17 protein-coding genes are annotated in these 18,608 nt (G+C 73.7%); 10 read left to right on the forward strand and 7 right to left on the reverse strand.

Annotation, left to right across the window (positions count from 1 at the left end; all coding sequences use genetic code 11):
• The coding region (locus tag VIG76_RS00825) for an aconitase family protein (RefSeq protein ID WP_331950043.1) at positions 1–1,302 on the forward strand (1,302 nt) is incomplete at its 5' end.
• A 76-nt stretch (positions 1,303–1,378) separates the two neighbouring features.
• Positions 1,379–3,301: a 1-deoxy-D-xylulose-5-phosphate synthase gene (dxs, locus tag VIG76_RS00830; protein ID WP_331950045.1), complete on the forward strand. Its 1,923-nt coding sequence runs from the start codon at positions 1,379–1,381 to the stop codon at positions 3,299–3,301.
• Positions 3,302–3,422: 121 nt separating this feature from the next.
• Here the strand turns inward: dxs and VIG76_RS00835 are convergent, their stop codons facing one another.
• The 4 genes from VIG76_RS00835 to VIG76_RS00850 form a co-directional block, all read right to left on the reverse strand.
• Positions 3,423–5,618, reverse strand: a complete 2,196-nt coding sequence (locus VIG76_RS00835; protein WP_331950047.1) for a 3-hydroxyacyl-CoA dehydrogenase NAD-binding domain-containing protein — start codon at positions 5,616–5,618, stop codon at positions 3,423–3,425.
• On the reverse strand, positions 5,615–6,841 hold the full coding sequence (locus VIG76_RS00840; RefSeq protein WP_331950049.1) for a thiolase family protein: 1,227 nt from the start codon (positions 6,839–6,841) through the stop codon (positions 5,615–5,617). Before VIG76_RS00840 ends, VIG76_RS00835 begins: the two co-directional genes overlap by 4 nt.
• 91 nt (positions 6,842–6,932) lie before the next feature.
• Positions 6,933–8,174: an HRDC domain-containing protein gene (locus VIG76_RS00845; protein ID WP_331950051.1), complete on the reverse strand. Its 1,242-nt coding sequence runs from the start codon at positions 8,172–8,174 to the stop codon at positions 6,933–6,935.
• Positions 8,167–8,760 carry a DUF3000 domain-containing protein gene (locus VIG76_RS00850; protein WP_331950053.1) on the reverse strand — a complete coding sequence of 198 codons (594 nt, stop codon included), beginning with the start codon at positions 8,758–8,760 and terminating at the stop codon, positions 8,167–8,169. Before VIG76_RS00850 ends, VIG76_RS00845 begins: the two co-directional genes overlap by 8 nt.
• A gap of 194 nt (positions 8,761–8,954) precedes the next feature.
• Between VIG76_RS00850 and VIG76_RS00855 the strand changes: the two genes are divergently transcribed.
• Positions 8,955–10,205: an alpha/beta hydrolase gene (locus tag VIG76_RS00855; protein ID WP_331950055.1), complete on the forward strand. Its 1,251-nt coding sequence runs from the start codon at positions 8,955–8,957 to the stop codon at positions 10,203–10,205.
• Here the strand turns inward: VIG76_RS00855 and VIG76_RS00860 are convergent.
• From VIG76_RS00860 to VIG76_RS00870, 3 genes are all read right to left on the reverse strand, one after another.
• Complete coding sequence (locus tag VIG76_RS00860; RefSeq protein ID WP_331950057.1) at positions 10,175–10,879, reverse strand: dihydrofolate reductase family protein; 705 nt, start codon at positions 10,877–10,879, stop codon at positions 10,175–10,177. The genes VIG76_RS00855 and VIG76_RS00860 overlap by 31 nt on opposite strands.
• Entirely contained in the window at positions 10,879–11,310 is a 432-nt protein-coding gene (locus tag VIG76_RS00865; protein WP_331950059.1) for a SufE family protein, read from the reverse strand. Before VIG76_RS00865 ends, VIG76_RS00860 begins: the two co-directional genes overlap by 1 nt.
• A 110-nt stretch (positions 11,311–11,420) precedes the next feature.
• On the reverse strand, positions 11,421–12,332 hold the full coding sequence (locus VIG76_RS00870; protein ID WP_331950061.1) for a sulfurtransferase: 912 nt from the start codon (positions 12,330–12,332) through the stop codon (positions 11,421–11,423).
• A 213-nt stretch (positions 12,333–12,545) separates the two neighbouring features.
• Here VIG76_RS00870 and zapE point away from each other — a divergent pair, with 213 nt between their 5' ends.
• The 7 genes from zapE to VIG76_RS00905 all read left to right on the forward strand — a co-directional run bounded on the left by zapE (position 12,546) and on the right by VIG76_RS00905 (position 18,591).
• Entirely contained in the window at positions 12,546–13,502 is a 957-nt protein-coding gene (gene zapE, locus VIG76_RS00875; RefSeq protein ID WP_331950287.1) for a cell division protein ZapE, read from the forward strand.
• Between the two features lie 192 nt (positions 13,503–13,694).
• The gene (locus VIG76_RS00880; protein ID WP_331950063.1) at positions 13,695–15,002 is read left to right on the forward strand and encodes an ammonium transporter; all 1,308 of its coding nucleotides are present in this window, start codon (positions 13,695–13,697) and stop codon (positions 15,000–15,002) included.
• 84 nt (positions 15,003–15,086) lie between these two features.
• Positions 15,087–15,983, forward strand: coding sequence for a hypothetical protein (locus VIG76_RS00885; RefSeq protein WP_331950065.1), 897 nt, complete (start codon positions 15,087–15,089; stop codon positions 15,981–15,983).
• A gap of 40 nt (positions 15,984–16,023) precedes the next feature.
• Positions 16,024–16,782 (forward strand): hypothetical protein, encoded by a 759-nt coding sequence (locus tag VIG76_RS00890; protein WP_331950067.1) that lies wholly within the window; start codon positions 16,024–16,026, stop codon positions 16,780–16,782.
• The gene (locus VIG76_RS00895; protein ID WP_331950069.1) at positions 16,779–17,324 is read left to right on the forward strand and encodes a hypothetical protein; all 546 of its coding nucleotides are present in this window, start codon (positions 16,779–16,781) and stop codon (positions 17,322–17,324) included. Before VIG76_RS00890 ends, VIG76_RS00895 begins: the two co-directional genes overlap by 4 nt.
• Positions 17,321–18,148 carry a hypothetical protein gene (locus VIG76_RS00900; protein ID WP_331950071.1) on the forward strand — a complete coding sequence of 276 codons (828 nt, stop codon included), beginning with the start codon at positions 17,321–17,323 and terminating at the stop codon, positions 18,146–18,148. The genes VIG76_RS00895 and VIG76_RS00900 overlap by 4 nt, the downstream gene beginning before the upstream one ends.
• On the forward strand, positions 18,145–18,591 hold the full coding sequence (locus VIG76_RS00905; RefSeq protein WP_331950073.1) for a hypothetical protein: 447 nt from the start codon (positions 18,145–18,147) through the stop codon (positions 18,589–18,591). The genes VIG76_RS00900 and VIG76_RS00905 overlap by 4 nt, the downstream gene beginning before the upstream one ends.
• Positions 18,592–18,608: the final 17 nt, after the last annotated feature.

Consider the following 18,608-nt stretch of genomic DNA (forward strand, 5'->3'; position numbering starts at 1 on the left):
GCGCCCGGCTCGAAGGTCGTCACCGACTACTACGAGAAGGCCGGTCTGATGGGCCCGCTGCAGGATCTCGGGTTCTACCTCGTGGGCTACGGCTGCACCACGTGCATCGGCAACTCCGGGCCGCTCGAGGACGAGATCTCCGAGGCGGTGCAGCAGAACGACCTCGCGGTCACCGCGGTGCTCTCCGGCAACCGCAACTTCGAGGGCCGCATCAACCCCGACGTGAAGATGAACTACCTCGCGAGCCCGCCGCTCGTCATCGCCTACGCGCTCGCCGGCAGCATGAACTTCGACTTCGAGACCGACCCGCTCGGCCGCGACAAGGACGGCAACGACGTCTTCCTGAAGGACATCTGGCCCGAGGCGTCCGAGGTGCAGGCGACGATCGACTCCTCGATCTCGACCGACATGTTCGAGCACGAGTACGCGAGCGTCTTCGACGGCGACGAGCGGTGGCGCACGCTGCCGACGCCGACCGGAGCCACGTTCGAGTGGAACGACAAGTCGACGTACGTGCGGAAGCCCCCGTACTTCGAGGGCATGACGCTCGAGACCACCCCGGTCGTCGACATCTCAGGCGCTCGGGTGCTCGCGCTGCTCGGCGACTCGGTCACGACGGACCACATCAGCCCGGCCGGCTCGATCAAGGCGGACAGCCCCGCGGGCCGCTACCTCACGGAGCACGGCGTCGAGCGCGCCGACTTCAACTCCTACGGCTCGCGCCGCGGCAACCACGAGGTGATGATCCGCGGCACGTTCGCGAACATCCGGCTGCGCAACCGGCTCCTCGACGGCGTGGAGGGCGGCTACACCCGCGACTTCACCGCGGCCGACGGGCCCCAGGCGTTCATCTACGACGCCGCCGAGCACTACCGCGAGGCGGGCGTGCCGCTCGTGGTGCTGGCCGGCAAGGAGTACGGCTCCGGCTCGAGCCGCGACTGGGCGGCCAAGGGCACCAAGCTGCTCGGCGTGAAGGCCGTCGTCGCGGAGAGCTTCGAGCGGATCCACCGCTCGAACCTCATCGGCATGGGCGTGCTGCCGCTGCAGTTCCCGGCAGGGGAGACGGCGGCGTCGCTCGGGCTCGACGGCACGGAGGAGTTCTCGATCAGCGGCGTCACCGCCCTGAACGACGGCACCACTCCGAAGACCGTGCACGTGACGGCCGTGCCGACCGCGCACTCCGGCGACGGCAAGGCCCCGGTCGAGTTCGATGCGGTGCTCCGGATCGACACGCCCGGCGAGGCCGACTACTACCGCAACGGCGGCATCCTGCAGTTCGTCCTGCGCCAGCTCGTGGCGTAGGTGCCGCTGCACACCCGCTGACAGACGGGCTCGCGCTGCACAGGCCGCGCGGGCCCGTCCTATTGTGAAGAGGACCATGACTCTGCTCGAGCGCATCCGGGGGCCGCGCGACCTCGACGGGCTGACCCGTGACCAGCTCACCCAGCTGGCCGCGGAGATCCGCGGGTTCCTGATCCGGTCGGTCTCGAAGACCGGCGGGCACCTCGGCCCGAACCTCGGTGTCGTCGAGCTCACCATCGCGATCCATCGCGTGTTCGACTCGCCGCACGACGCGATCGTCTTCGACACGGGTCACCAGTCGTACGTGCACAAGCTGCTCACCGGGCGGCAGGACTTCTCGCGGCTGCGCAAGTCGGGCGGGCTCGCCGGCTACCCGAGCCGCGCAGAGAGCGTGCACGACATCGTCGAGAGCTCGCACGCCTCGTCGTCGCTGTCCTGGGCGGACGGCATCTCCCGCGCGTTCCAGGTGACCGGGCAGCGCGACCGGCACGTCGTGGCGGTCGTCGGCGACGGCGCCCTCACCGGCGGGATGACGTGGGAGGCGCTGAACAACATCAGCGACGACAACAACCGCCGGCTCGTGATCGTCGTGAACGACAACGGCCGCTCCTACGCGCCGACCATCGGGGGGCTCGCGCACTACCTCAACGAGGTGCGCACCCGTCGCACCTACCGCGACGTGCAGCTCGGCTCCAAGCAGCTCTTCGACCGGTTCGGCCGGCCGGGGCGTGCGTTCTACCGCGGCACCCGAGGTGCCCTGCACGGCTTCCTCGGCCGGTTCGCGTACAGCGACCGGATGTACTCGAACCTCGACATCAAGTACCTCGGCCCCATCGACGGGCACGACGAGGCGGCGGTCGAGCAGGCGTTGCAGCAGGCGAAGCACTACGAGCTGCCGGTGCTCGTGCACGTGATCACCCAGAAGGGCCGCGGCTACGCGCCGGCGCGCAACGACGAGGCCGACCGCTTCCACGCCGTCGGCGTCATCGACCCGGAGACGGGCCTCGCGGTCAGCGCGACCAGCAAGGTGGACTGGGCCGACGCGTTCGGGCAGGACCTCGTCGGGCTCGCCGAGCAGGACGAGCGGATCGTCGGCATCACCGCCGCCATGCTGCGCCCGGTCGGCCTCGCGCCCCTCGCGGAGCGCTTCCCGGCCCGCGTGATCGACGTCGGCATCGCCGAGCAGCACGCCGTCACCTCCGCGGCGGGCCTCGCCTTCGGCGGCCTCCATCCGGTGTTCGCGGTCTACGCGACGTTCCTCGGCCGCGCACTCGACCAGGTGCTCATGGACGTCGCGCTGCACCGCGCGGGCGTCACCTTCGTGCTGCACCGTGCCGGCGTCACCGGCCCCGACGGTGCCAGCCACCACGGCATGTGGGACCTCGCGATGCTGCAGATCGTGCCCGGCATCCGCATCGCCTCGCCGCGCGACGGCGCGACGCTCGCGGAGGAGCTCGCCGAGGCGGTCGCCGTGCAGGACGCGCCGACCGTGCTCCGCCTGCCGAAGGGCACCGTGCCGGCCGCGATCCCGGCGCTGGAGCGGCTCGAGGACGGCGTCGACGTGCTCGCCCGCGGCACCCGCGAGGACGTGCTCGTCGTCGCCGTCGGCGTGATGGCGGACCAGGCACTCGAGGTCGCCCGGCTGCTCGAGCCCCAGGGCATCGGCGTCACCGTCGTCGACCCGCGCTGGGCCGTGCCGATCGCGCCGAGCCTGGTCGAGCTGTCCGCCCACCACCGGCTCGTCGTGACGATCGAGGACGGCGTGCGGGTCGGCGGCATCGGCACCCGGCTGCGCCAGGACCTGCGCGCGGCCGGCGTCGACACGGCGCTGAACGAGGTCGGCCTGCCCGACGCGTTCCTGCCGCACGCGGACCGCGGCGAGATCCTCGCGGAGGCGGGGCTCACGCCGCAGCAGATCGCCCGCGACATCGTGGACCAGATGCGCGGCGCGAAGCTGCCTGCCGCCCGCCAGGCGGGCGAGGACGCCCGCATCCGCTGACGCGCGAGCACGCGCTCAGCTCACCGCACGGCTCACCACCTTCGCGTGAGTTGCCACTTCTCGCCCTCGAATCGCCTCGTGGAGGGCCAGAAGTGGCAACCCACCTGGTTGCTGTCAGCGGTCAGGCGGCGGGCGTCGGCTCGTCGGCCGGCTCCTCCGCGGCCGCGCGGTTCGCCGCGCCGCGGAGCGGAGGCTGGTGGAAGGTGTCGCCGAAGGCTCGCTCGGAGGCGCCGACGCGGTCCAGGTACGGCGTGATCCCGCCGGAGTGGAACGGGTAGCCGGCGCCGAGGATCAAGCAGAGGTCGATGTCCTCGGCTGCCGACACGACGCCGTCCTCGAGCATCCGGTGGATCTCGTCCGCGAGCCCGTCCTCGACGCGGAGGCGGAAGTCCTCCGCCGACATCGGCGTCGCGCCCTTCGGCACCGACTTCTTCACGAGCGCGAGCGCCCGCTTGTCGAAGCCCTTGACGTTCCCCTTGTCGTCCTTCTCGAGCAGCACGCCGGCGTCGGCGAGCGCGTGCAGGTTCGCGGACTCGAAGAACCGGTCGGGGAACGCGGCGTGGTGCGTGTCGAGCACGTGGGCGCCGACCTGCAGCCCGACGAGGTCGAGCAGCTCGAACGGGCTCATCGGCAGCCCGAACGGGTCGAGCGCGGTGTCCACCACCTCGAACGGCGTGCCGGTGTCGACGGCGTGCATCGCCTCGCCCAGCACCTTCGCGAGGATGCGGTTCACGACGAAGCCGGGCGCGTCCTTCGCGATCACGGCGTTCTTCTTCAGCGTGCCGGCGACCGCCATCGCGGTCGCGAGCGTCGCCTCGTCCGTCTGCGGGGTGCGGACCACCTCGACGAGCGGCATGACGGCCACCGGGTTGAAGAAGTGGAAGCCGACCACCCGCTCCGGATGGGCGAGCTCCGAGCCGATCGCCTCCACCGACAGCGACGACGTGTTCGTGGCGAGCACCGCCTCGGGGGAGAGGTGCGGCTCGACGTTCGCGAACACCGTCTGCTTGACGCCGAGCTCCTCGAACACGGCCTCGATCACCCAGTCGCAGTCCGCGAAGTCGGCGAGGTCGGTGGTGCCGCTGATGGAGGCGACGAGCCGGTTCGCCTCGTCGTCGGACACCCGGCCCTTCGCCTGCAGCGCGGCGATCTCGCCGCGGATGCGATCCACGCCCGCGTCGACGCGCGCCTGGTCGAGGTCGGTGATGAGCACCGGCACGCGCAGGCGCCGCGCGAACAGCAGCGCGAACTGGCTCGCCATCAGGCCGGCGCCGATGACGCCGACCTTCGTGACCTTCTTCGCCAGCTTCCTGTCGGGGGCTCCCGCGGGTCGCTTGGCCCGCTTCTGCACGAGGTCGAAGGCGTAGATGCTCGCGACGAACTGGTCGCCCGAGACGAGGTCGGCGAGGGCCTCGTCCTCGGCGGCGAAGCCCGCCGCGATCGACTTCGCGTCGGTCGCCTTCTTCGCGGCCTTCAGCAGGTCGAGCGCGCGGTAGGGCGCGAGCGGCACGGTGCCGATCCTCTGCTCGAGCTGCTTGCGGGCGATGCCGATGGCGATGTCCCACTTGGCGACCCGCTCGAGGCGGCCCGGCACGTTCGGCCGCGCGGGCTTCGTGCGGCCCGCGATCACCTCGGCGGCCCACTGGATGGATCGCTCGAGGAACGTCGCGGACGGCAGGAGCACATCCGCGATGCCGAGGTCGAACGCCTGCTGCGCGGAGAGCATCCGGTTCTGCTTCAGCGGGTTCTCGACGATGACCTTGAGCGCGTTCTCGATGCCGATGAGGTTCGGCAGGAGGGTCGCGCCGCCCCAGCCGGGGATGAGGCCGAGGAACACCTCGGGGAACGCGATCGCCGGGGCGGCGCTGTCGAGGGTGCGGTAGTCCGCGTTCAGCGCCACCTCGAGGCCGCCGCCGAGCGTCAGCCCGTTGATGAAGCAGAAGCTCGGCACGCCGAGGTCCGCCTGCAGGCCGAGCACGCGGTGCCCGAGCTGCCCGAGGCGCTTCGCCGTCGCGCGGTCCGAGACGGCGCCCACCTGGCTGAGGTCCGCGCCGGCCGCGAGGATGAAGGGCTTGCCGGTGATCGCGACGCCCACGATCTCGCCGCGGCCCGCCCGCTCCTTCGCGGCGAGCAGCGCCGCCTCGAGCTCGAGCAGGCTGCGCGGGCCGAGGGTGTTCGGGCGGGTGTGGTCCCGGCCGTTGTCGAGCGTGATCAGCACCAGCACGCCGCCGTCGGGGAGCCCGACGTCGCGGCTGAACGCGTGCGTCACGACCTCGTCCACGGCGAGAGCCGCCAGGTCGTCCATGGAGTCGCTCATCGCTTCGCCGCCTTCTGCATCCGCTTGGCCGCCTTCGCATCGAAGTGCGGGTTCTCCCAGATCACGCTGCCGCCCTGGCCGAGCCCGATGCACATGGCGGTCAGGCCGTAGCGCACCTCCGGGTGCACCTCGAAGTGCCGGGCGAGCTGCAGCATCAGCCGCACGCCGGACGACGCGAGCGGATGGCCCACCGCGATCGCGCCGCCCCACGGGTTCACGCGCGGGTCCTCGTCGTCGATGCCGAAGTGGTCGAGCAGGCTCAGCACCTGCACCGCGAACGCCTCGTTCAGCTCGAAGAGCCCGATGTCGTCGATCGTGAGGCCCGCCTTGACGAGCGCCTTCTCGGTGCTCGGGATCGGGCCGATGCCCATCACCTCGGGCTCGACGCCCGCGAAGGCGAAGCTGACGAGCTTCATCTTCACCGGCAGCCCGAGGGACGCGGCGGCCTCGCCGCTCGCGATGATCGACGCGGTGGCCCCGTCGTTGAGGCCCGCGGCGTTGCCGGCCGTGATGCGGCCGTGCGGCCGGAACGGCGTCTTCAGGTTCGCCAGCCCCTCCATGGTGGTGTCGGGACGCAGCACCTCGTCGCGGGTCGCGAGGCCCCAGCCGGATTCGCTGCGGGTCGCGACCGGGATGAGGTCCTTCTGCATCTCGCCGGACTCGTACGCCGCGGCCGCCTTCTGCTGTGAGCGGAGCGCGTAGCGGTCCGACCGCTCGCGGGTGAGCTGCGGGAAGCGGTCGTGGATGCGCTCGGCCGTCGCGCCCATGACGAGGGCGTCGGTGCCGACGATCTTCTCGCTGACGAAGCGCGGGTTCGGGTCGGCGCCGGAGCCCATCGGGTGGTGGCCCATGTGCTCCACGCCACCGGCGATCGCCACGTCGTAGGCGCCGAAGGCGATGCCACCGGCGACGGAGGTGACGGACGTCATGGCGCCGGCGCACATGCGGTCGATCGCGTAGCCGGGCACGGTGCGGGGGAGCCCCGCCAGCAGCGCGGCCGTGCGACCGAGCGTGAGGCCCTGGTCACCCGTCTGCGTGGTAGCGGCGAGGGCGACCTCGTCGACGCGCTCCTTCGGCAGCTGCGGGTTCCGCTCGAGCAGCCCGACCATCGCCTTCACGACGAGGTCGTCGGCCCGCGTCCCCCAGTACATGCCCTTCTCGCCGGCCCGCCCGAAGGGGGTCCGAACCCCGTCGACGAACACGACCTCGCTGCGCTGATCCACGCCGTCCCTCCCGGTCGCGCCGGAATCGGGCGCGTACCGAGGGTCGATCCTGATCGCGTCGTCGCGGCGGACCAAATCGGGTGAGGTGAACCTACGAATCGTCCAGGGCGGAGTCGGGGGGTGTTTGGGCGGCTCGGACAAAGGCGGCCGCGATCGCGTCGGCCGTCGCCTCGACCTGCCAGGGCCGGGCGCCCTGGGCGGCGAGGGCGGCGCCGATCGCCTCGGGCGTGGTCTCCGCGGGCGGCTCCCACGCGACGCGGCGCAGGGTGTCCGGGGTCAGCAGGTTCTCGGTGGGGAGGTTCAGCTGCTCGGCGACCGCGGCGACCGCGGGCCGTGCGGCCTTCAGGCGGCGGTCCGCGTCGGGGTTGCGGTCGGCCCAGGCGCGTGGCGGCGGCGGGGCGTCGGACGGCACCCGCGTGTTCGGCAGGTCGGCCGTGGCGAGGCCGGCTTCGACGGCGGCCCACCAGCGGTCGATCTCGGGCCGGCTGGCGCGACCGGAGAAGCTGCGCATCGCGGCGAGCTCCCGCTTGCTGCCGGGTGGCGTACGGGCGACGGCGACGAGGGACGCATCCGGGACGAGGCGCCCCGGCGCGGAGTCGACCGCCCTGGCGTACTCGTCGCGGGCCTGCCAGAGCTCGCGGGCGACGGCGAGGTTCCGCGCCCCGCGGACGGCGTGGACGCCGGACAGGCGCCGCCAGGGCTCCGGCGGTGCGGGCCGGGTCTCGCGGAGGCGCACCGCCTCGAACTCCTGCTCGGCGATCGCGGTCTTGCCGGACTCGGCGAGCAGCTCCGCCTCGCGGTCCCGCACGTCGATCAGCAGCTCGACGTCGAGCGCCGCGTAGACGAGCCACGACGTCGGCAGCGGCCGCGTGGACCAGTCGGCCGCGGAGTGCTCCTTCGCGAGGTGCAGGCCGAGCAGCTGCGCGACGACCGGCCCCAGGCCGACCCGCTCGAAGCCCAGCAGGCGCGCGCCGAGCTCCGTGTCGAAGATGCGGTCGGGGTCGAGCCCGACCTCGCGCAGGCAGGCGAGGTCCTGGCTCGCGGCGTGCAGCACCCACTCCTCGCCGGCCATCGCCTCGGCGAGCTCGGTGAAGTCGCCGATCGCGGGCGGATCGAGCAGCACGGTGCCGGACCCGCGGCGGAAGAGCTGGATCAGGTAGGCGCGCTGGGAGTAGCGGAACCCGGAGGCGCGCTCGGCGTCGACGGCGATGGGGCCGTGGCCCTCGCGGATGCGTCGGACCGCCTCGAGGTACCCCTCGCGGGAGTCGATGACCTCGACCGCCTCGGCCGGCGCCGCGTCGCGGACGACCGGCTCCTCGCTGGCGTCAGTCACGCCCTGCTCGTCGTGCGGACAACACACTCACTCCCTCGGCCGCCGGGGGAAGCCCGGCGAGCATGCACAGCAACTCGACCCAGCCTTCCACATGCGCGGCCAGGTCGAGATCGGTCGGCGTCCAGGAGGCGCGCAGCTCGATCTTCGCGCCCGTGCCCTGCTCGGCGAGCTCGCCGAACCCGGTCGACACGATCGTCGTCGCGGTGCCGGATGCGGCGGTGTACTTCGCGCCGCGGGCGTCGAGCGCATCCGTCAGCCACGACCAGGTGACCTCGGCGAGGAACGGGTCCGTGCCGATCTCCGCCTCGAGCGGCGCCTGTGCGAAGCAGACGACGCGGAAGTCGCCGTCCCACGCGGGCTGGCCCTCCGGGTCGTGCAGCAGGATGAAGCGGCCGGTGCCGAGCTCGGAGTCCTCGCCGTGCACCTTCTGCCGCACGTCGCCCGCCAAGGCGATCGAGTACGGGGCGACCTGGGTGGGCGACGGGATCGACGTGACGACGAGATCGGCCCGGATCCGGGCGGATTCGAGCGACGCCCGCGCCTGCTCGAAGGGCGCCGACGTCCCTGATCCTCCGTCGATCGGCACGGAAGCCAGCCTACGGCCAGGCTCCTGAGGTGGCTCGCGACTCGCTGAGCACCTGCTATGCGGGGTCCGAGACGCCTGACCGGGTCCGGCCACCGGCGGCGGCACGCCCTCACCCGTTCGGGGTCGGCGCACCTCCCGAGTCGCGCGGATCGGCTCCGGCATACTCGGGGACTCGTGGACGGAAGGGACGGCCGATGAGCTCGCGGTCGCATCCGCGTCCACCGACGGGCGTGATCGGCGGTGCCGTCGCCGCGGGCAGCGTGCTCGTCGCCGGGGCGGTGTTCGCCGGCGCCATGACCACGGGCGTCGCCCGCCGGATGGTCGGTCCCGGCCGCAGGCGGACGGCCGTCACGACGGTGCTCGGGGTCGATCCGGCAGCCGGCCGCATCCGCTTCGCGCCGACCGACGACGCGGCGCTGCCCGGCGTGTACAGCTTCTGGTTCGACGAGGGCCGCGGGCACGCGCGCGTCGGCCGCATCCTCGACCGCACGCCGGTGGCCGTGACGCGGGAGCTGCTCGGCGTCGACGCCGGCGACATCACCACCGCGACCGAGGGCCGCTTCAACGGCTGGGTGTACCTCACGCCGGAGCAGCTCGACGTGCCGTGGGAGGACGTGCGGATCCAGACGACCCTCGGCGTCGTGCCGGCGTGGGAGGTGCCCGCGGAGGGCTTCGACTCGCCGCGCTGGGCGATCCTCGTGCACGGGCGCCGCACGGTGCGGCAGGAGGTGCTGCGGGCGGTGCCGGTGTTCCACCGGGCCGGCTGGTCGACGCTGCTCGTCTCCTACCGTGACGACGGCGAGGCGCCCTCGTCGTCGTCACCGAAGTACGGGCTCGAGGACGCCGAGTGGCTCGACGTCGAGTCGGCGGTGCTGCACGCGCTCGATCAGGGGGCCCGGGAGGTCGTGCTCGTCGGCTTCTCGATGGGCGGCGCGATCGTCCTGCAGACCGCGATGCGCTCCCGGCTGCAGGCGGTGATCTCGGGCGTCGTGCTCGACTCGCCGGTGCTCGACTTCGCCGAGGCGCTGCTGCACCAGGGCGACGCGACCCGGCTGCCCGCGCCGGTGCGCCGTGGCGCGCTGTCGCTCGTGGGCAGCCGGCTCGGCCCCCTGCTGACGGGGCAGGACGAGCCGTTCGACACCCGCGGCGCCGAGGTCGTCGCACGGGTCGCGGACCTCGACGTGCCCGTGCTCGTGCTGCACAGCGAGGACGACGGCATCGCGCCGATCGACGTCTCCCGCCGCCTCGCGGCCGAGCGGCCCGACGTCGTGCGGCTCGTGCCCTTCACGACCGCCCGCCACACCAAGCTCTGGAACTACGACCGCGAGCGCTGGGAGGGCGCGGTGCGGGCCTGGCTCACGAACGACGAGGCGGCGCTCGCCGCGCTGTCCGGCACGCCGCCGACCGGGCGCCGTCAGCGGCGGGGCAGGGCCCAGCGGGCGTAGAGCCGGTCCGTCTCGTCGAGCACGAGGCCCGCGAGGTGCGCGTGCGTCAACGGCAGGTCTCCGGTGGACAGCGGCGCGCCGGGGGAGACGAGCACCGGCGCGATCGAGTGGTCGAACTCGTCGACGACGCCCGCGGCGACGAGGCCGCTCGCCAGGTGGCCGCCGCCCTCGCAGACGATCCGCCCGTATCCGGCCGCCCGCAGCGCGTCGATGACGCCGCGGGGGTCGCCGCCCTCCGGCGCGGGAAGCAGGTGCGCCCGATCGCCGAGCTCCTCCTCGACGCGCGCTCGCGCGGACTCCGGGCCGACCACGAGCAGGCGGCCGGGCTCGAGGTCCGCCGGGAACCGGTGCCCGGCCAGGTCGCCGGTCGTGGTGGCGACGGCGAGCGGGGCGCGGCGGGGGATGGTGTAGCCCTCGGCGCGCACGGAGGCCGCCCCGACGAGCACGACGTCGGCTCCGGAGCGGAGCACCTTCAGCAGCGGCCGGTCGATGCCGTCCGCGAGGTCGTCGGAGCGGCCGGACGGTCCCGTGATCTGGCCGCCGAGCGCGGTGATGAGGTTGAGCCGCAGCCACGCGTGACCGGGCAGGGCGTACCGCTCGGTGAGCCACGCGTCGAGGTCGTCGCCGTCGAGGTCGAGGGCGCCGGTCGCGGGGACGAGCCCGGTGACGCGCATCAGGCCGCGGCCCGCAGCTGCCGTTTGATGCGGCCGAGCAGACCGGTCATCCCGCGCAGCCGCAGCGGCGAGACGGCGTCGCCGAGGCCGAGGGTCTGCGGGTAGTCGTCCGGCACGGCGAGCGCCTCCTCGACCGGCAGGCCGTCGAGCCCGTGCACGAGCACGGAGGCGAAGCCGCGGGTGGTGGGCGCCTCGGCGGGCGCGGTGGCGTGCACGCGGACGACCCCGTCCTCGATCTCGGCGGCGACGAAGACGGGGGCCTGGCACTCCGTGACCCGCTCGAGCCGTTCCGGGTGCTCGCCGTAGCGGTCGGGCAGCGCGGGGAGGTCGTTGGCGAAGTCGAGCAGGAGCAGCAGGCGGTCGCGGACGGCGACCGCCAGGAACTCGTCGCGGATCTCGGCGAGGCCGACGGGCAGGGAGTCGCTGGTCATGGCCCGACCATTCTCGTCCGCCCCGCGACTGCTGTCCGCACGGACGACTGTGCGTGCTTCAGCGGCAGCAGTTGTCCGTGCGGACAGCACTCGTCGTGAGAGCCGGCGCCTCAGCGCCCCGCGAAGGCCGCCGGCACCTCGCCCGGCTGCTCGCCCTTGACGATCGGCACGCGCACCGCGCTGCCCCACTCGGTCCAGGAGCCGTCGTAGTTGCGCACCCGTGGGTAGCCGAGGAGGTGGGTCAGCACGAACCAGGTGTGGCTCGATCGCTCGCCGATCCGGCAGTACGCGATCACGTCGTCGTCCGGCGCGAGGCCGGCACCGGTCTCGTAGACCGCCTGCAGCTCCGACTTCGAGCGGAAGGTGCCGTCCTCGGCGGCGGCCTTCCCCCACGGCACGTTCTGGGCCGACGGGATGTGGCCGGCGCGGAGCGCGGACTCCTCCGGGTACTCGGGTGCGGTGGTGCGCTCGCCGGAGTACTCGAGCGGGCTGCGCACGTCGATCAGCGGCGAGCCGAAGTGGCCGAGCACGTCCTCGCGGAACGCCCGCACCCCGGTGTCGTCCCGCTCGACGACGGGGTAGTCGACGGGGGCGCGCTCCGGGCGCTCGGTCGTGAGCGGCCGCTCCTCCGCGATCCACTTCGCGCGCCCGCCGTCGACCAGCCGCACGTCGGGGTGGCCGAACAGCGTGAAGACCCAGAGCGCGTACGCCGCCCACCAGTTGCTCTTGTCGCCGTAGATCACGACCGTCGCGTCGCGGGCGATGCCGAGGCCGCCGAGCAGCCGGGCGAATCCGGCGCCGTCCACGTAGTCGCGCGTGACCGGGTGGTTGAGGTCGGTGTGCCAGTCGATCTTGACGGCACCCGGGATGTGGCCGGTCTCGTAGAGCAGCACGTCCTCGTCGGACTCGACGACCACCACCTGCGGATCGTCCAGGTGCTCCGCGACCCAGGCGGTCGAGACGAGCCGCTCCGGGTGCGCGTACTGCAGGAACCTCGGGTCCGGATCGAGCTCGGCAGCCATCGGACGGCCCTCCATTCTGCCGCGCACGGCGGCACCGGCGTCGCGCCGATCAGCAGCGGCGGATCCGCGGCGCTCTACACTGCTGCAGCCGTCGACGGCCGCACACCGACGATACGCACCAGCGCCTGAACTCACCGCCGGAGGCCGTAACCCGTGGACACGCTCGCGCCCGCCCGGCTCGTCGACCGCGTCCCGGACGTCGACGCCGGCCGGATGGCGGCCGAGCTCGTGCCGCCCCGGCAGTTCGCCCGCGCCTCGCTCGACAACTACCGCCCCGACCCCGACTACCCGTCGCAGCAGGGCGCCGTCGACGCCGTCCGCGCCTTCACCGCCGATTGGACGAGCCCGCCCGCCGGCCTGTTCCGGCGCGGCCCGAAGCCGCCGGAGCGGCCCGGCCTCTACCTCGACGGCGGGTTCGGCGTCGGCAAGACCCACCTGCTCGCCGCGCTCTGGCAGCAGGCCCCCGGCCGCAAGTACTTCGGCACCTTCATCGAGTACACCGCGCTCGTCGGCGCGCTCGGGTACGCGCAGGCCGTGCGGCTGCTCACCGGCTCGTCGCTGCTCGCCATCGACGAGTTCGAGCTCGACGACCCGGGCGACACGATGCTCATGTCCCGGCTGCTCGGCGAGCTCGTCTCCACCGGCACGCGGATCGGCGCGACCTCGAACACGCCCCCGAACGCGCTCGGCGAGGGCCGGTTCGCCGCCGCGGACTTCCTCCGCGAGATCCAGGGCCTGTCCGACCGCTTCACCACCGTGCGGATCGAGGGGCTCGACTACCGGCGGCGCGCCCTGGAGGGCGACGCCCGAGTCGCGTCCGACGCGGAGCTCGCCGACCTGCAGGCGGGTCCGGGCGTGACCGTGGACGACTTCGACGCGCTGATCGCGCACCTCGCGACCGTGCATCCGGCCCGCTACGTGGGCCTGGTCGAGGGGCTCTCGACGGTCGGCATCCGGGACGTGCATCCGCTGCCCGGCCAGGCCGAGGCCCTGCGCTTCGTCGCGTTCGTCGACCGGCTCTACGACGCGCAGGTGCGGATCGTGGCCACGGGCCGCCCCCTCGACCGCGTCTTCGGCGAGGAGATGCTCGCGGGCGGCTACCGCAAGAAGTACCTGCGCGCGATCTCGCGGCTCATCGCGATGACCGCGCCCGACGGCCCGGTGGAGTGACGCCCGGGCTCCGCTGAGCGCGAAACCCGAAGTTCACACAGCCTGCGCATCCGTAACCCCTGCGAAACAGGGCGTGCCGCGCCGCGAAACGTCGGCCCTGGACACTTCCGGTGACTCCCCGTCGAGGCCGGTGCGCCCGAAGCGCCGGTCGCGACGGGGTCCCCTGCATCAGAGAGAGGCTCCGAGGTCAGCATGGCTCCGACCCTGTTCGACGCGACGACGGACGCGATCACCGTCAACCTGAATTCCCTGTGGCTGATCGTGGCCGCAGCCCTCGTCCTGCTCATGACCCCCGGCGTCGCCTTCTTCTACGGCGGCATGGTCCGGGCCAAGAGCGTCATCAGCATGATGATGATGAGCTTCGGCGCGATCGCCCTCGTGGCGGTGCTCTGGGTGCTCTACGGGTTCTCCATGGCGTTCCCGAGCTCGACGCCCGACCAGGCGAACGCCTGGCTGATCCACGGCGTTGTCGGCAACCCCTTCGCCAACGCCGGGCTCATCCCGCTGCTCACGAAGGGCGGCGCGGGCGCGGAGAACAACCTGAACGCGCTCGCGTTCGCCGGGTTCCAGGCGACGTTCGCGATCATCACCGTCGCGTTGATCTCGGGCGCGATCGCCGACCGGGCCCGGTTCGGCACCTGGATGGTGTTCGCGGGCGTCTGGGTGACGCTCGTCTACTTCCCGGTCGCCTGCTGGGTGTTCGACTTCACCGCGGGCAACACGGACGGCGGGTTCATCGTCCACAACCTGGGCGTGAACGACTTCGCAGGTGGCACGGCGGTCCACATCAACGCCGGCGCGGCAGGACTCGCGCTGGCGATCGTGCTCGGCAAGCGCGTCGGGTTCGCGAAGGGCATGTCGAAGCCGCACAACGTGCCGCTCACCCTGCTCGGCGCCTCGCTGCTGTGGTTCGGCTGGTTCGGCTTCAACGCCGGCTCCGAGGCCGCCGTCGACGGCGTGGCCGCGCTCGCGTGGATCAACACCCTCGCGGCGCCCGCCGCGGCGACGCTCGGCTGGCTGATCGTCGAGCGGATCAAGGACGGCAAGGCCACCTCGATCGGTGCCGCATCCGGCGCCGTGGCCGGCCTCGTCGCGATCACCCCCGCCTGCAACATCCTCACGCCCTTCTGGGGCATGGTCCTCGGCCTGATCGTCGGCGCGGTGTGCGCGCTCTCGATCGACCTGAAGTGGCGGCTCGGTTTCGACGACTCGCTCGACGTCGTGGGCATCCACTTCGTCGGCGGCTGGATCGGCACGCTCTACATCGGCATCTTCGGCTCCGGCATCGGCCTCATCGACACCGGCTCGTTCAAGCAGCTCGGTGCGCAGGCCCTCGGCGCCCTCATCGTCTCCGTGTACTCCTTCGCCCTCGCCTTCGCCATCGGCTGGGTGCTCGAGCGGACGATGGGCTTCCGCGTCAAGAACGAGGAGGAGGTCGCCGGCGTCGACCTCTCGGTGCACGGCGAGGAGAGCTACGCGCTCGACCCGCAGACCGTGTAGCGGATCCCTACCCCTGGGCGGGGCGCGGCACCTCGGTGCCGCGCCCCGCTTCCCTGCCGGGCCCCGCGGGGCGATCATGCTTGCGTGACCGGGCGCGATGGCTCCGGGATCGCAGCGCCGACGGCGGCCGGTCCCGCGGACGACCGCGGCCCGGAGCAGGGCTTCGCGGCCCGCGCCCTCACCGATCCGGCCTTCCTCGCCCGGTTCAGCGCCGCCTACGAGGGCGAGGACGACCCGCTCGACGCGCTCTGGTGGCTCGACCGGCCCGACGAGACCGGCCCGAGCGGCGCCCCGGCTCCCGGCGCGCTGGCGCGGACCGCCCGCCGCGCCCTCTACGGTCCGGGGACCGATTCGGCGGCGCTCGAGCAGTACGAGTGCGCGGCAGCCCGCGCCGAGCGCTCCCGGCTCGCCGCCGTCTCGGCGCTGGGACGACTCCCGGTCCAGGACCCAGCCGCACCCGTCCCGACGCCGGCGGCTCCCGGGCGGCCGCCGCCGTCCCTGCTCCCGCGCGCCGCCGTGCGACCGGCCGTGGTCGCCGCGGCCGCGCTCGCGATCGTGGCCGCCGCTGCCGGCTTCGGCCTGGGACGGACGTTCCCCGCCGCGCCCCCGGTGACGCCGGCGCTCACCGAGCACTTCCAGCAGACCGTGACCGGTCAGGACGCCGTCACCGTCTTCGACCGCGCCCCGGAGGCCGCCGATCTGCTCGGCGGGGCGCTCGAGCCGCTCGACACCGTGAACCTGCGGCGCCTGGTCACGGTCGGCGCCGTCCGCTTCCTCGCCGCGCGCACGGTCGGCGAGGGCGCGGCGCTCTGCCTGATCGCCGCGGACGGCACCCGGCGAACCGCCTCCCGCTGCGCCTCCGTCCGCGGGTTCGAGCACGACGGCATCACCCTCACCGCCGCGGACGGGCTCCCGAAGGAGTTCGCCCGCGTCCGGTGGCAGCCGGACGGCCGGCTCGTCTGGTGGTCACCGCTCGGCTGACCCGCGCCGGCCGTCCACCGGGCAGCCGCATACTGTCGCCGTGAGCACGGGCGCCGGGACCGGCACGACGGCCGGCACGACGAGCGCGGCCGACGATGCACGGATCCGCGCCCTCCGGTCGCGCGTCTACGGGCCGGATGCCACCCAGGTCGACATCGCTGCCCTGGCCGAGGCGCTCGCCGCGGTCGCGCCGCCGTCTCCTCCCGCGCTCGACGAGGCGGTCGAGTCGGCTCGGCAGCCGGCCGCGGCGCCCGCGGCGCCCGCGGCGCCCGCGGCGCCCGCACCGCCCCAGCCTGCGACGGCCCTCGCCGTCCTCCGGAGGGTGCCGCCGCGGCTGGTGGTCGGCATGGTCGCCGTCGCCGCACTCGGCGCCCTGGCCGGGGCCGGCACCGCGGCGGTCGCCGCCGGGACGGGATCCGCCGACCCGCGCGCCGTCCCGTCGTTCAGCGCGACGATCGACGTCCCGGCGCCCGCCGGGGTGCTCGCCAGGCCGGCGCGATCCGGAGACCATCCCACGGCCCTCGTCGGGCCCGACCTCGTGAACGGGAGCTTCCGCCGCCTCGCCGCCTACCCGGCCGCAGGGGTGACCCTCTGGGCGGCTCGCGACCGGTTCGGCCAGACCTGCCTCGTCGTCGCCGACACCTACTACCGGACCGCGTGCGCCGACGCGGCGACCGTCGCGAAGGACGGGCTGGTGATCGGCTGGTCCGGCGGCCCGGGCTACCCGGCGAGCACGACAGAGAGCTACACGGCCCTCTGGCGGGCGGGGCGGCTCACCGCAGGACGGTCGGCCCCGTGACCGCGCTCCGGCTGCCGCGGCTCCCGCAGGTCGGACCGCGGGTGGTGACCGCAGCGGTGCTGCTGCTCGTCGCGGCCCTGGCGGCCGTCCTCGGCGGCCTGGCGGTGCGTGCCCTCACCGTCCCGCGGCCGCCCGCATCCGTGGCAGCCCTGCCGGTGCTCCGGACCGTCGCGGGCGACGTGTTCGCACGTCGGCAGACCGCGACCGATCGCCGCGACGCTCCGCGGGGCGGCGACTTCGTCGCCGGCAGCGTCCGCCGGCTCGCGGTGATGCCGAACGTGCCCGCCGTGCTGTCCGCGGCCCGGAACGCCGGGGGGGACGTCTGCCTCGTGGCGGCCGTGAAGCAGGGGCGGCAGTACAGCGCCGACTGCGTCCCGCCCGCGGTCTTCGCCCGCCGCGGCGTGAGCCTGCAGTGGTCGATGTCCGGCTGGTCAGCGGGGGAGCCGTTCGTGGAGCAGGGCTACCTGCCCCGGTTCTTCACCGTCGTCTGGGGCCCGGACGGGCACATCCGCTACCTCACCCACATCGTGGGCGAGGGATGAACCCCTACCGTCGGGCGCTCGACGATCCGGCGTTCCTCAGCGCGGTCGACGAGCGCTGGACGGGCCGCGTGCCCACGCTCGAGGCGCTCCGCGGCCTCGACGACGAGGAGGAGGGGTCGCCGTACGCGGGACTCGACGCTCGGCGTGCGGCCCTCTACCGGCCCGGCGCGGATCCGGCCGAAGTCGCCGAGGTCGCCCGGCTGATCCGCGAGCGGGACGAGCTGCGCGCCGTGGTGGCCGCCGTGCTCGAGGACGCGGGCGCGGGGGCCGCGCCGGTCGCCATCGGTCCGCGGGCATCCGTCCGGCCCCCCAGGCGGGCGTGGCCGGTGCTGCTGCTCGCGGTCCCGGCCGCCGCGGCGGCGTTCGCGGGCGGCCTGCTGCTCGGGCCGGCGCTCGGCAGCCGAGCCGAGGTGCTGCCGACCGTCGCGCCGGCGCAGCTGCCCGCGCCGGTCGTCGTCCGGCCCGCGGGTGCCGATGCGCTCGCGATCTTCACGCGGACACGCCACATCACCGACCGTCCGATCGTGGCCCCGGAAGGCGACCTCGTCGCGACCTCCTTCCGGCGGCTCGTCACGCTGCAGGGCGCCGGAGTCGACCTCTACGCCGCACGGACGGGCGGGGACCAGGTGTGTCTCGTCGCGGTGACCGTCGACGCCCACCTCACCGCAGCCTGCGCGGACCCGGAGGACTTCCGCGCCATGCCGCTCACCATCGACCTCAGCGTGACCAAGGATCCGTCGACCGACGACCCGAAGGACACGCGCACCGAGGTCGAGGCGACCTGGTCCTCCGATGGGACCGTGCGGGCGGGGGCCGTCTCATGAGACGGCGGTGGCCGTGGGCGGTCGTCGGCGTCGTGCTGGTCCTCTCGTTCCTGGCCGGAGTCGGGGTGTCGCTCATGCCGGTCCCCGCGCCGAAGGCTGCGACGACCACATCCGCCACGCCGACGGCCGGCGGCAGCGGGGTGCTCGCGGCGCTCGCCCGGCCGCAGCAGGCGCGGGACCGGCCGAGGATCCCGGTCGGGGCGCGGCTGACCCCCTCCACGTTCCGGATCCTCGAGCACGGCACGCTCGCCGACCTCTACGTGGCCCGCGATGCGAGCAGCCGGATCTGCCTGGTGGCGGTGACCACCGACGACCACTTCGCCGCCGCCTGCGGAACGGATGCGACGGGGCTTCCCGCGTCGCTCCGGCTGCGCTTCACGGCGGCCGCGCCCGGTGGCGCCGACCCGTCGCAGCTGGTCGCCGGCCTGCCGGCGCCCCGCTGACGGCAGATCGCGGCCCG

It is taken from the genome of Amnibacterium sp. (genome assembly GCF_036559085.1).
GTDB lineage: Bacteria > Actinomycetota > Actinomycetes > Actinomycetales > Microbacteriaceae > Amnibacterium.

Coding starts and splice junctions, on each gene's coding strand:
- zapE (WP_331950287.1), top strand. CDS start 12,546: ATGGCGGCCGAGCTCGTGCCGCCCCGGCAGTTCGCCCGCGCCTCGCTC.
- VIG76_RS00835 (WP_331950047.1), bottom strand. CDS start 5,618: ATGAGCGACTCCATGGACGACCTGGCGGCTCTCGCCGTGGACGAGGTC.
- dxs (WP_331950045.1), top strand. CDS start 1,379: ATGACTCTGCTCGAGCGCATCCGGGGGCCGCGCGACCTCGACGGGCTG.
- VIG76_RS00870 (WP_331950061.1), bottom strand. CDS start 12,332: ATGGCTGCCGAGCTCGATCCGGACCCGAGGTTCCTGCAGTACGCGCAC.
- VIG76_RS00900 (WP_331950071.1), top strand. CDS start 17,321: ATGAACCCCTACCGTCGGGCGCTCGACGATCCGGCGTTCCTCAGCGCG.
- VIG76_RS00905 (WP_331950073.1), top strand. CDS start 18,145: ATGAGACGGCGGTGGCCGTGGGCGGTCGTCGGCGTCGTGCTGGTCCTC.
- VIG76_RS00860 (WP_331950057.1), bottom strand. CDS start 10,879: ATGCGCGTCACCGGGCTCGTCCCCGCGACCGGCGCCCTCGACCTCGAC.
- VIG76_RS00855 (WP_331950055.1), top strand. CDS start 8,955: ATGAGCTCGCGGTCGCATCCGCGTCCACCGACGGGCGTGATCGGCGGT.
- VIG76_RS00880 (WP_331950063.1), top strand. CDS start 13,695: ATGGCTCCGACCCTGTTCGACGCGACGACGGACGCGATCACCGTCAAC.
- VIG76_RS00865 (WP_331950059.1), bottom strand. CDS start 11,310: ATGACCAGCGACTCCCTGCCCGTCGGCCTCGCCGAGATCCGCGACGAG.